The sequence below is a fragment of the Myxococcus sp. NMCA1 genome, assembly GCF_026810205.1.
Taxonomy (GTDB): domain Bacteria; phylum Myxococcota; class Myxococcia; order Myxococcales; family Myxococcaceae; genus Myxococcus; species Myxococcus xanthus_A.
The window spans coordinates 6,139,533-6,150,501 of record NZ_CP113950.1 but is presented as its reverse complement, the minus strand read 5'-3'; the positions used below and the strand labels follow the sequence as shown (position 1 = coordinate 6,150,501).

20 protein-coding genes are annotated in these 10,969 nt (G+C 71.0%); 19 read left to right on the top strand and 1 reads right to left on the bottom strand.

What is annotated here, in order from left to right; translation table 11 throughout:
- Window positions 1-124: 124 nt before the first annotated feature.
- The 19 genes from OZ403_RS25280 (at window position 125) to OZ403_RS25190 (ending at window position 10,618) form a co-directional block, all read left to right on the top strand.
- On the top strand, window positions 125-1,276 hold the full coding sequence (locus tag OZ403_RS25280) for a hypothetical protein (protein ID WP_268781975.1): 1,152 nt from the start codon (window positions 125-127) through the stop codon (window positions 1,274-1,276).
- Window positions 1,273-1,923 (top strand): hypothetical protein, encoded by a 651-nt coding sequence (locus OZ403_RS25275; protein WP_268781974.1) that lies wholly within the window; start codon window positions 1,273-1,275, stop codon window positions 1,921-1,923. Before OZ403_RS25280 ends, OZ403_RS25275 begins: the two co-directional genes overlap by 4 nt.
- A complete protein-coding gene (locus OZ403_RS25270) occupies window positions 1,920-2,207 on the top strand; it encodes a hypothetical protein (protein ID WP_268781973.1) in 288 nt (95 codons plus the stop codon). The genes OZ403_RS25275 and OZ403_RS25270 overlap by 4 nt, the downstream gene beginning before the upstream one ends.
- Before the next feature lie 581 nt (window positions 2,208-2,788).
- The gene (locus OZ403_RS25265; RefSeq protein ID WP_268781972.1) at window positions 2,789-3,571 is read left to right on the top strand and encodes a hypothetical protein; all 783 of its coding nucleotides are present in this window, start codon (window positions 2,789-2,791) and stop codon (window positions 3,569-3,571) included.
- The gene (locus tag OZ403_RS25260; RefSeq protein WP_268781971.1) at window positions 3,568-4,053 is read left to right on the top strand and encodes a hypothetical protein; all 486 of its coding nucleotides are present in this window, start codon (window positions 3,568-3,570) and stop codon (window positions 4,051-4,053) included. The genes OZ403_RS25265 and OZ403_RS25260 overlap by 4 nt, the downstream gene beginning before the upstream one ends.
- Window positions 4,050-4,262, top strand: a complete 213-nt coding sequence (locus OZ403_RS25255; protein ID WP_268781970.1) for a hypothetical protein — start codon at window positions 4,050-4,052, stop codon at window positions 4,260-4,262. Before OZ403_RS25260 ends, OZ403_RS25255 begins: the two co-directional genes overlap by 4 nt.
- Window positions 4,259-4,525, top strand: coding sequence for a hypothetical protein (locus OZ403_RS25250; protein WP_140875202.1), 267 nt, complete (start codon window positions 4,259-4,261; stop codon window positions 4,523-4,525). Before OZ403_RS25255 ends, OZ403_RS25250 begins: the two co-directional genes overlap by 4 nt.
- Complete coding sequence (locus OZ403_RS25245) at window positions 4,522-5,013, top strand: hypothetical protein (RefSeq protein ID WP_268781969.1); 492 nt, start codon at window positions 4,522-4,524, stop codon at window positions 5,011-5,013. The genes OZ403_RS25250 and OZ403_RS25245 overlap by 4 nt, the downstream gene beginning before the upstream one ends.
- Window positions 5,010-5,549: a hypothetical protein gene (locus OZ403_RS25240; RefSeq protein ID WP_268781968.1), complete on the top strand. Its 540-nt coding sequence runs from the start codon at window positions 5,010-5,012 to the stop codon at window positions 5,547-5,549. The genes OZ403_RS25245 and OZ403_RS25240 overlap by 4 nt, the downstream gene beginning before the upstream one ends.
- Window positions 5,546-6,226, top strand: a complete 681-nt coding sequence (locus OZ403_RS25235) for a sigma factor (RefSeq protein WP_268781967.1) — start codon at window positions 5,546-5,548, stop codon at window positions 6,224-6,226. Before OZ403_RS25240 ends, OZ403_RS25235 begins: the two co-directional genes overlap by 4 nt.
- A gap of 2 nt (window positions 6,227-6,228) precedes the next feature.
- Entirely contained in the window at window positions 6,229-6,513 is a 285-nt protein-coding gene (locus OZ403_RS25230; RefSeq protein ID WP_268781965.1) for a hypothetical protein, read from the top strand.
- A gap of 22 nt (window positions 6,514-6,535) precedes the next feature.
- A complete protein-coding gene (locus tag OZ403_RS25225) occupies window positions 6,536-7,006 on the top strand; it encodes a hypothetical protein (protein WP_268781964.1) in 471 nt (156 codons plus the stop codon).
- A gap of 184 nt (window positions 7,007-7,190) precedes the next feature.
- Window positions 7,191-7,382 carry a hypothetical protein gene (locus tag OZ403_RS25220; RefSeq protein WP_268781963.1) on the top strand — a complete coding sequence of 64 codons (192 nt, stop codon included), beginning with the start codon at window positions 7,191-7,193 and terminating at the stop codon, window positions 7,380-7,382.
- A 157-nt stretch (window positions 7,383-7,539) separates the two neighbouring features.
- A complete protein-coding gene (locus OZ403_RS25215) occupies window positions 7,540-7,941 on the top strand; it encodes a hypothetical protein (protein ID WP_268781962.1) in 402 nt (133 codons plus the stop codon).
- A gap of 184 nt (window positions 7,942-8,125) precedes the next feature.
- Window positions 8,126-9,028, top strand: coding sequence for a dTMP kinase (gene tmk / locus OZ403_RS25210; RefSeq protein WP_268781961.1), 903 nt, complete (start codon window positions 8,126-8,128; stop codon window positions 9,026-9,028).
- Window positions 9,025-9,498: a hypothetical protein gene (locus OZ403_RS25205; protein WP_268781960.1), complete on the top strand. Its 474-nt coding sequence runs from the start codon at window positions 9,025-9,027 to the stop codon at window positions 9,496-9,498. The genes tmk and OZ403_RS25205 overlap by 4 nt, the downstream gene beginning before the upstream one ends.
- Window positions 9,495-9,755, top strand: a complete 261-nt coding sequence (locus OZ403_RS25200; protein ID WP_268781959.1) for a hypothetical protein — start codon at window positions 9,495-9,497, stop codon at window positions 9,753-9,755. The genes OZ403_RS25205 and OZ403_RS25200 overlap by 4 nt, the downstream gene beginning before the upstream one ends.
- Window positions 9,752-10,069: a hypothetical protein gene (locus OZ403_RS25195; RefSeq protein ID WP_268781958.1), complete on the top strand. Its 318-nt coding sequence runs from the start codon at window positions 9,752-9,754 to the stop codon at window positions 10,067-10,069. Before OZ403_RS25200 ends, OZ403_RS25195 begins: the two co-directional genes overlap by 4 nt.
- Window positions 10,070-10,363: 294 nt before the next feature.
- Window positions 10,364-10,618 (top strand): hypothetical protein, encoded by a 255-nt coding sequence (locus OZ403_RS25190; RefSeq protein WP_268781957.1) that lies wholly within the window; start codon window positions 10,364-10,366, stop codon window positions 10,616-10,618.
- Here the strand turns inward: OZ403_RS25190 and OZ403_RS25185 are convergent.
- The gene (locus tag OZ403_RS25185; protein ID WP_268781956.1) at window positions 10,615-10,899 is read right to left on the bottom strand and encodes a hypothetical protein; all 285 of its coding nucleotides are present in this window, start codon (window positions 10,897-10,899) and stop codon (window positions 10,615-10,617) included. The genes OZ403_RS25190 and OZ403_RS25185 overlap by 4 nt on opposite strands.
- Between the last annotated feature and the right edge of the window lie 70 nt (window positions 10,900-10,969).

Below are 10,969 nucleotides of genomic sequence, written 5' to 3'. Positions count from 1 at the left end.
CCCATCGCTTCCGGCGCCTGGCCGAGTCCTTCCTGAAGAACCGGAGGGCGGCATGACCACGCCCTGCGCTCCGCTCCGAGCTCCTTTCCCTTGGTTCGGCGGGAAGAGCCGCGCTGCCCACCTCGTGTGGGCGGCATTCGGCGACACGGCCAACTACGTGGAGCCGTTCGCCGGCAGCCTCGCTGTCCTGCTGGGCCGGCCCACGTCGCCTCGCGTGGAGACCGTCAACGACTTGGACTGCTACCTCGCCAACTTCTGGCGGGCGCTCGCGGCGGCACCGGACGAGGTGGCTCACCACGCGGACTGGCCCGTCAACGAGGCGGACCTGCACGCCCGGCACCGCTGGCTGGTGGCCCAGGTGGAGTTCCGCCAGCGCATGCGGCAGGACGCCGAGTACTTCGACGCGCGCGTCGCCGGGTGGTGGGTGTGGGGGCTCTGCCAGTGGATTGGCAGCGGCTGGTGCGCCCAGCCCTCCTGGGAGGCTCAGGACGCCGCCGGCGCCGAGAAGACGTGCGGCATCGCGACAGCGGAGTACGCCAAGCGGCCGATGCTCGACAAGCCCGGCCGGGGCGTCCACCAGCTCGCCGTGCGCGGGAAGGCGACGTCCGAGCACGAGCAGCGCCCACACCTGACGGACGGCATCGGAGTGCACGCGCAGCGCCTGCGTGACCTGGGGCGTGCGCCGGAGTGGGGGAAGCGTCCGAGCCTGGGACGCGGTGGACGGGGTGTGCACGGCAACGGCCTGTCGAACCAGATGCCGCTGGTCCAGGGCGACAGTGGCGCATCGGGCATGGGCATCCACGCCACCGGGAAGCAGGGCGGACTCCACGCGTGGATGCAGGCCTTGGCGGACCGGCTGCGCTACGTGCGCGTCTGCTGCGGCGACTGGGGCCGCATCCTCTCGCCCAACGTCACCGAGCGCATCGGCGTGACGGGCGTGCTGCTGGACCCGCCGTACTCCGACGCCGCGGGGCGGGACCCGAGCATCTACGCCGAGGAGGACCTGCAGGTGGCGCACCGCGTGCGCGAGTGGGCGTTGGCGAACGGGGACAACCCCCGCCTGCGCATCGCCCTGTGCGGCTACGAGGGCGAGCACGAGATGCCCACCACCTGGCGCTGTGTCGCGTGGAAGGCGCCGGGCGGGTACGCGGCCGCGCGGGGGAACCACGAGAACGCCCTGCGCGAACGCATCTGGTTCAGCCCTCACTGCCTGGCCCCGGCGGAGGACCCCTTCTACGGGCTGCCGATGGCGCGCGTCTCCGGAGGTCCTCGATGAGCACCTGCACCACGCGCAAGCCGCTGCTCGCCGTCACCGTGCCCCAGCCCCTCGCGCGAAGCGTGGAGCTGGGCACGGCGCCCGTCGTCAACCTGTCCGTGGCCCCTCCGCCGGAGGCCCTCGGCGGCTACGTCGCGGTATGCGCGGGCGAGTACGACGAAGACATCGCCCACTGGATGGACGTCCACGGGGGGATTCGGCCTTTCGCTCCAGAGGACATCCACACCCGCACGGTGCTCGCGGTGGCGCGGGTGGCGGCCGTGTCCCAGTGGCCGGACGTCCCCCGCGAGTCTCGCTGGTACGTGGGGCCGGTGGGGCTGTGGCTGGCCGATGTCATCCGCCTGCCTGAGCTGGTGCCCGTTGAGCCCGGCCCAGTGGCACAGTGCTGGGAACTCCCTGAGGACGTCCGTGCCGCGGTGCGCGCCGGCTACAAGGCCGCCCGGGATGCGACGAAGGCGCTCTGGGACGACTTCAGCGCCCGCTCGGCGAAGGCCCTGGAACGCGAGCCCGCGCCGACGCTGAAGGACAAGCTGCTGCGCCTGTGCAGCTGCCGCCGGGCCATGACGCCGTGCCCCTCGTGCAAGGCCTTTCGGTGCGCCAGCCCGGACTGCGGGCCCCACGCCTGCCACCAGGAGGCTCACACTTGAGCTGCCTCCGTCTCCGCGCCACCACCTGCCACGTGTGCGGTGCCGTCCGGCTGGGCACCAGCCTCACCGAGTCCGGCCGGCTGGCGCCGCACGGGGCCACGGCCGCAGGCGCTGCCGTCCAGGCCGCCTACCCGGGCCCGTGGCCCACCTGCCGTCACGGCCACCCCTGGCGGGCCGGGTGCCGCAACCAGCCCGTCCCGCCCATCTGCTGCATGCACCCGCCCTGCGTGCTGGTGCCGCCGCCCCTTCTCTCCACCGTGCCCGTCACCACCGAGGAGCCGTAGACATGGCCCCCTGCGCGAACCCACCCCCCAACGAGAATCTGGTGCCTCCCGGCCACCGCCGCCTGGGCAACGGCCGGGTCGTCACCGAAGAGCAAGCCGCCCAGGTGATTCCGCCACCGCGCGCTGGGCTCCAGCCGCGCAGTGCACCTGAGTCTCAGCCGGTGGACTCACCGTCTCTGTGCGTGTGCGCCCGGGAGGATGTGGAGCGCCTCCGGGCCGAGTTGGCTCAGGCACTGGAGCTGCAAACGCTCGAGCGGGAGGCACGCATTGAGGCGGAAGGGATGGCCAAGGGACTTCGCATTGCACTGGCCGAGGCGCTGGCGGCGCGTCCCCCTGTTCCCCTCGCTGTCCCCCTGTCCCCGGGGGACATGTCCCCCGCCGTCCCCCCGCTGTCCCCTCCGTCCCGAAGGGACGAGACCCCGGCTGTCCCCCGGGGGACAGGTGCCAACAAGGGGGGGAAGGGGGGATCAGCAACAGCGACGTCGGAAGACGAGAGACGTCGGAAGCGGAATGAGAAGAAGCGACGACAGAGAGCGAACAAGAAGAAGCGAGAAGCTGCTGCTGTAGACGTCGCGCGCGAGGTGTCCCCCTGTCCCCCTGTCCCCCGGGGACATGTCCCCCCGGTTGTCCCCCCGGGGGACACGTCCGCCCCCGCCGCGAAGCCCCCCGTCGTCCGCCGGAAGCCGAAGTGGCTGGAGCCCACCACACCCAGCCCCGATAAGGAGTTCCTCGGCTGGTACGAGGAGGAGCGACGGCGGTTCCACCCCAACGCGGCGGATGGCTTGCCCTCGAAGCTGCTGCCGAGGTGGGCGGAGTGGTTTCCCCGCGCGCTCGCGCATCCGCTCATCAACGGCGACGTCGAGAAGCTCCGCGAGACGTGCCGGCGATGGTTCGCAGACCCGTGGGGGAGCAAACTCCGGACGCCGTGCCCGGCCAGCGCGTTCATCGCGGACGGCGTGTGGCCGCAGCACATCCCCGGTCAGCACGAGGGCTCAGCGCCGGCGCAGGAGACGCCCGCGGAGGCACGGCGCCGGGCGAGCGCCGACGTGGGACGAGGGGAGGCGCCGCCGGCGCTCGATATGCAGGACACGCCCGCAGGCATCGCGTGGGGCCGTGTCCTGGGGGCAATGCGCGAGGCTGGCGGGGCTCCCGCCTACGCCGCAGGGCAACTCCAAGGTCGCTTCCGCGCCGTCGAGTTGGCCGGGGGCTGTCTCGTGCTGGAGGCGCCGGACAAGTTCGCCCTGACGCTGCTGGACGAGGACTTCGGTGGCGCGGCGCTCAATGCCGCTGTCCGCACCCTGGGGCTGGAGCTCCGGGCGACCGTCGCTGGCCAGGCCGCCGCCCACGCCGGAGGTCTCCAATGACGGCCTGTGCCCGGCTGGCCCTCCTCGCGTGCGGCAGCAGCGGCCTCACGGTGGCGCACCTGCCAGCGCTCCGCGCCTACGTGCGCCGCTTCGCGGGAATCCGGTGCGCGCGTCTCATCCACGGTGCGGGGGACAGGCGCAGGGACGACCCCGTGGCGGCCATGGGGGCGGACCGGTTGTGGGAAGTGGCGTGCGCAGTGGAGTGGCCCGACTTCCAGGTGGAGGAGGTGGACCGCTTCCCGGCGCATTGGAAGACGCAGGGGCGCATAGCAGGCCCACTGCGTAACGAGGTGATGCGCGAGGCCGCGCGCGGGTACGCCCGGCTTGGGTGGACGGTTCGCTGGGTGGCCGCGCACACGGACCCGGGTCTGGGCAAGGGCACGGCCGGGATGGTGCGCATGTGTCGCGCCGAGGGGTGGAAGGGCCGCGTCCTGATTCTCTCTCATGATGGACAGGTGGTGTCCGAGGAGTCCGTTTCATGACGTGCCGCAAGCACCCTGAACTGGAGGAGTCGCTGCGCCTTGAGCGTGACCGCGTCGCCGAGCTGGAGGCGCGGCTGCTCAAGGTGGCCACGGCCCTGGACAGATACGGGCGCCACGAGCGTGGCTGCCGCTTCGCGCGCACCAACGGCCGGTGCGCCTGCACATGCCTGCTGCACGAGCGCATCCGGGACGGAGGCATCAAGCCATGAGCCATTGCAAGCCGCCGTATGACGGGAGCAACGAGTCCGTCGTGGCCAAGGTCGCCAGAAGTTACGTCGAGGACATGCGGCGCCTGCGGCACCCGTATGTGCGCGCCATGGACCGCGCCGTGTCGAAGATGGAGCGCGAGTGCTCGCCGCTCCCGCCTGATGTCGTCATCGAAAAGGATGTCTGGGATGGCATCTACAGGGACATCGGCGAGGCATTCGCCGCCGTCGAGCGAGAGGCATCGCGGCCGGGCGGTGACGCGTGACGTGCCGAGCCCTCTACACACCGCCGGACCTCTGGGACGCGAACGACGCATGGAAGGCGAACTGCGGTCCGGCAGCGCTCGCCGCGGTGCTGGGCGTGCCGCTCGCCGCCGTTCGCAGGGCCTTCACTGGCTTCCCAGCGAAGCCTTGGACGACGCCCACCACCATGGCCGCCGCACTCGCCACGCACGGCGCACGACACCGCGTTATCCAGGGGATGCCCCAGGGGGACGTGCATGGAGTGGCCTTCGTCCAGCTCCGGGGCACCTGGGACGCCGCGCCGGAGCGCGTTCAGTACCGGCACACGCACTGGGTGGGCCTGCACAGGGAGAGAGGAGAGCTGCACGTGTACGACTGCAACGCAGGAAGCGCCGGCGGGTGGCTGCCGTCCGATGTGTGGAAGGCCCAGGTGCTGGCAGAAATCATCGCCGGGCACCGGGGCGCGTCCGGGAAGTGGGCCGTGCGCGTTGTGCTGGAGGTGCTCCGTTGAGTTGCTCGCGCATCGAATTCACTGTGCCCACCGGCACCGTCAATCCCACCAACACCCGGGAGCACCACCACGCGAGGGCGCGGCGCGTCCGGGACGAGCGGGAGGAGACGGAGGAGGCCTGGCCCGGGTGGACGGCGCCGGCACTGCTGGTGGTGCGACTCACCCGCGTGTCGCCGCGGCTGCTGGACGGCGGGGACAACCTGCCGGCCGCCCTGAAGCCCGTGCGCGACGAGGTGGCCCGCCAACTCCGGCTGGACGACGCCTCGCCGTTGGTCCGGTGGGACTATGAGCAGGTCCAGGGCCCTGCCGCGGTGGTGGTGGAGATGGCCTGGGGGGATGACCCGCTCGCCGTGGCCATTCGCGCCAAGGACGCGGTGCAGCCGCCCCCGCCGCCCGTACCGCTGCTGACGGTGGCCAAGGCCCGGACGGCCGCCAGGGCCAAGAAGGAGCGCCAGGCCCCGGCCCCCGGGAAGGCGGCGCCGGCGAAGTCCTGGGCGCAGCTCGCAACCCCCAATGTCCACAGGAGCAGGCCGTGACGTGCGCAGCAAAGCCCCTCACCGACGAGCAGCAGGCGCTGTGTCTCCAGTGGGAGGGGTACGCCCTCATGCTGGCCCGCCGGCACCTTGCGCGGGCCAGGCACCTCCGTCGGCAGGACGAGGACGTCCTCCAGGAGGCGCGGCTCGCCGTGGTGCGCGCGGCCCAGACGTGGGAGCCGGAGTTGGGGAAGTTCTGCACCTACGTACTCTGGTGGGTGCGGAGCTTCCTCGGCAAGTACGACAGGCGCGGCTCGCGTGTAGTGCCCCAGCCGTTGAAGGGGAAGTGGCGTGCGCCCCAGGAGTGGAGCCTCGACCAGCCGTCATCTGCGGTGGAGGGCGAGGAGGCGGACTCCACGCGGCTGGACCTGTTCACCCACACCCCGGCGGAGGATGGGCTGGAGTCCCGGGACGGTGAGCGCCTCATGGCCCAGGCAGCCGAGGCGCTGATGCGTCTCCGCCTCGCGGAGCTGAGCGACAGGCCGACTGGCACCCAGCGGGCACGTGTCCGGAGGGACGTCGCCCTCTTCCTCCGTTACCGCTTTGAGGGCGTGACGCTGGAGATGCTCGCGTCCGAGTCCGGGCTCACCACGCGCGAAGCTATCCGGCAAATCGTGCTGCGAATCCAGCCTGCCTTCGACACCTGGGCGGCTGAGCTGCGCGCAGAGGCGGAAGGGTAGCCATGGCGTGCCGCGTCCCCGTCCAGCTCGAGCTGCCCTTGTCGCCACCCCGGCGCTGGCGCGGGGCCGAAGAGGGGGTGTGCCTCCGTGGTGCAGGTGGGCTCGACTGGCGCGAGGCGCGGCGCCTGGCGGACCGCGCGAGGGAACTCCTCCGCAAGGGAATCGCTCCCACCGTCGTGCATGAGGAGACGGGCATCCGCCTCAACACGCTGCACCAGATGCTGACGCGGATTCGCCGTTTGCGCTGTGGGACTCCTCCGCTACTCCATGGGGATGACCTGCGCTGACCAGCTCAAGGCTGCTCGCCTGTTGAATGCCTTCATTGCCGCCGCGAACCCCGCCGCCGTCCTCGCGCTGATTGAGCGGGTGGAGAGGGCGGAGAGCCGCAAGGAGCACACCGAGTACTGGTACGGCGTCCGGCTTGAGCGTCTGAAGGACATGGCAAAGCAACGCGGATTCTGGCCGGAGATGGCCGCAATCATCGCCAACGGCACGCCCGGCAACGAACCGCCCACCTACGCCCAGCAACTCAATCTGGCCATCGGCCGCGCGGAGAACGCCGAGAAGAAGAGCGCCGCTCTACTGAAGCGCGTCTCCAAACTCGAAGGCCTCGCTCGGGCGGCGCTGTTGGCGTTCCAATACATCGACGACCGCTCGGCGGGCAGCTCCGAGGCGTGGGACGCGCTTGCCCGTGCCCTGGGGATGGACCCGGGGGAGTCGTCCGTCTCTGAGATGGTGACGGCGCTTCGGGCCATGGCCGCCACGCCGGCGGGGCGATGAGCCGCCTCTTGTGGTCGCTGGTAGATCTGGCACTCCGCGTGGAGTGGAGCGGGCTACGCGGTACCCGGTCCATGTTTCGGCGCAACGCGTTTTGGTGGCGTGTCGCGGCGCTGCGTCGCGGGATGGGTGAGTGCCGGGCAGACATCGGCTGGTGGCGCGCGACGTGGCCCTTGGGAGGTACCAGGTGAATGGGCTCCTGTTTTTCCTGGCCGACTGGGGCTTTGTGAACCTCATCGCGTACTGGCGCAGCAACGCCAACATCAGCCGGCAATCCGGCGAGCGACGACGGATGCAACGAGAGCGGCAGCAAGTCCGCCGGGCGCTTCTGCGTCTCGGCGAGTGGCGCTCCCTCTGGCCGCTGGGAGGTGTGGCGTGAGTGAAGCTCGGCAGGAGGCGTTTGCCGCCGCACTGGCGTTCGTGTTGCTGCGGTCGCTTGGGGCGGAAATCCACGAGTCTGTCGTCTGTGTGGCGCTTGCCGCTGCAATCCGAGGACTCATCCGGCGCATCGGCACTGGGCGGTGGGGGTTCCCGTCATGACGTGGATCTTCGTTGTGCTGGCTCTGGCCGTCTTCGCCGTGGCCCTCGTGCTGGTGTACCTGCGCCTGCGCTGGTGGGCGCGTCGATACGCGGAGGCAGAGAAACTGCTGGCCGTGTACGAGGAGCGGGAGGGGACGCTGGTCGCCGCTGGCGACGCGCGCGCCCAGACGCTCGACAAGGCGGCCCTCGCTCTCTTCTACCTCTGGCCCACCGTCCGCGTGGAGACGCCTGAGCGACGGGTCTCGGCGGCGGCCTTGCTCACGCTCTTCCCCCGGCTGGAAGCGGCGGGCGGGCTGACGAAGCGTGACGTCACCTGCCCGAAGTGCAGCGACGTCTACTGCCTGGCCCCGGGCGGGTGTGACGACCCCGAGCACTTCTTCGGAGGGATTGGACCATGAGTCCATGGGTGCGCACGTTGGTGATGGAGGCGGCGCGCGGAGTACTCGCTGCCTTGGGGGCTGCTGCTGGCCAGGCGCTAGCACAGGCTGTGGAGTCGCGGATGTCGGCGCCGGAGCCTGCTCCCGGGCCGGCGATGACGCGGCGACGAGGCGCGAAGCGGCGTGTTCCGAAGCGGAGGGGGCCATGACGCTCGCGGCGCGAGGAACGGGGCTGTTCATCGTCGTGGAGGGCGGCGACGGCGCGGGGAAGTCGGAGCTCCTGCGGGGCTTGGCCCAGGCTCTCAAGGCGGACGGCCACCAGGTGGTGCTCACGGCAGAGCCGAGCACCGGACCCACCGGCCAGCAGCTGCGCGCGCTACTCGCGGACCCGGAGGCGGCTCAGTCCACATCTCCCGCGGAGTGGGCGCTGCTCTTCGCCGCGGACCGCCTGCACCACCTGCGCACGGTGGTCCGGCCCGCGCTCGCGGCCGGCTTCCTGGTCCTGTCCAGCCGCTACACCCTCTCGTCGCTGGCGTACCAGGGGACGGTGCTGGGGATGGAGTGGGTGGAGGTGGTGAACGCGCACGCGCTGGCACCCGACCTGCTGCTCTTCGTCGACACCCCGCCGGAGGTTGGCCTGGCTCGACTGGCCGGCCAGCGGGGAGCGGATGCCTTCGAGACGCTGGAGCGGGCGCGCGCCGCCGCCGCGGGGTACGCCCAGGCCCTGGCGCGCGTCGAGGCCTCCGGCGGGACGGTTCACCGTCTGGACGGAACCCTGATCGTCGAGGAACTGGTGGAGAGGGCGAGGGCGCTGGTCCCCCGGCTGCCTCTGCTCAGGAAGGGGAAGGGCGCGGGCCTGGGCGAGATGCTGGAGCCCACCTGCGACCACGACGTCCAGCCCGTGCCCGGCGACGAGGACTGGGGCCGGTGTGTGCGGTGTCGGGAAGAGGGATTCCCGCTCACTGAGCGCTCGGCCTACGGAGACGTGAAGTGCAGGACCTGCAAGGACACGGGGTTGGTGCCGTGCCTCTTCGAGAAGCCGGGACAGCTCTTCGGGGACCGTGCGTGCCCTGCGGAGGGGTGCCAGGCGGGAAGGGACGCGACGTGACGAACCGGACGCGGGTGTCGTGCGCGCTGAATCGCCTGGGCGCCGTCGTCGTCCGCAAGGCGGAGGTGGTGGAGGGCAGCGGAGAGCGCGTGGCGGTGTGGACGTTGCCAGGGGACGTGGGGATTCGTGCCCTCCCGGGCGCCAGCTCGTCCCCCGCGGCGTGGGCCCTGCTCGCGGAGGACTGCGAGGTGCGAGCTCGGGCGGCAGGTGCTGGTCCTGGGCGGACGGCGTGGGAGGCGCTGGTCCTGGACGCCAAGGCTCGGCCTGCCCAGGGCCTGCGGGCAGGAGGTACCCCGGGAGCGGAGGGTGACACGGCCGGGAATGCCTACCGGGTAGCCCTGGACGGAGCGGTGTGCTGGCGCCAGGAGGCGGAGGCGACGGGGAAGTACGAGGACTGGGAGTTGTACGACTCGGCGCTTCACCACGCATGGCGGTGCCGTGCGTACCTGCTCCGGAGGGACGAGCGGTGACGGAACCCGTGGAAGTAGAGGACCCGGGCGGGCGCTTCGCGTACCGGGACATCACCTTCAATGACGCGGACGGCCCCCATGTCGTCTGCGTCTTCTGCGCGGGCCGTGTGGCCACGCGGCTCTGTGACGCACCAGTGCCGCCACGGATGGAACGGGGCAAGGTTCGGCACACCTGCGACAACACGCTGTGCGCGGAGTGCTCCCAGCGCATCGGGAAGAAGGACTACTGCCCCAGCCATAGGAGGGAGAGCCGATGACGCCGGGCACCATCGTGATGATGGGGTTTGGCATGTGGGTGGTTTGGTGCTGGGGCCTGATTGATGCCGTCGAGGGGTTCCCCTGCCTCAGATGGGCCATCCGCCAGACGTCGGCGCTCGCGCACCGCGTCCGACGCGGTGTCCCGCCCCACCTGCGTGGCCGAACACCTGCGGATGGCGTGTGCCTGGACGTGGCGCCTCGGCACGCGCCGGAGTTGGGCATCCTCCACGACCCGGACATCCGTAGGTCGCTGGCTCGGATGAGCGAGGAGGAGCGGCAGGCATTTCTGGAGCGGACGAGGGCGCGCCAGTGAACCCCCACGTCCACCGCCCGCCCCGGTGCCGCTTGTGTGGCAGGACTCTGGGCTGTGGCTGCCCGCGGTTCCTGTTCCGCGCCCCAGCGCACGCCAAGTGGGGCCGTTTCATACCCGCCACGCAGCCCCGGGGCGCCTCTCATGCGCCCCCCGGCTCCGGGTGATACTGGAGGCGCCATGCCGTCCTGCTCCCAACCTCCTGCCCAATGCTCCGAGGCAGACTGCCGCAACGCGGCCGCGCCCCGGCACAAGCGGTGCTGGGCGCACCTCAAGCGGGTGACGCGGGGCCAGTCAATGTCGACGCCCCTGGCGCCGGCATATGAGTCCCCCTGGGAGCGACTCACCGCCGCTGCCCTGGCCTACGCCGACGCCAGCGACGACGAGGAGGAGTTCGCCAAGGCCCGGGACAGGCTGCGCAAGGCTGCCCTGGCCTATGCAGGCGCAAATCCGGAGCCGCCCGTTCGGAAGCCGCATCCCCAGGTCCGGAAGGTGCCTACCTCTGCGCAGCTTGACCTGTGGGGAGGCGCCGCCCGGAGTGACGGCGACTAAGAGGCCTCGTTCCACCACTCCTCTGGTACCTCCACGTCAATGCACATGCCTGTTGGGAGCGCGGCATGGGAGTCCCCCCCAGGGTGGCCGAGGAACAGGCGGTTACCCGTGACGACAGCAGTGATGTTGGGGTTGACCAACTCGATCTCCGTGCCCACCGGGAGGCTCACAAGCCCGTTGAGCCACGCGATGTTGCGTTGCCGCTTTCGGTCGAACACCAACGTTTGTGACGGCAAATCGAGAGTGGGGTCCGTGGGCATGCCCTGCTTGTCGACGAACATCTGTGTACTCCTCTTTCAAGGGGAACGCAGGACGATACCTCCTCCATGTGGAGCGGTGAGTTTCTGGCCA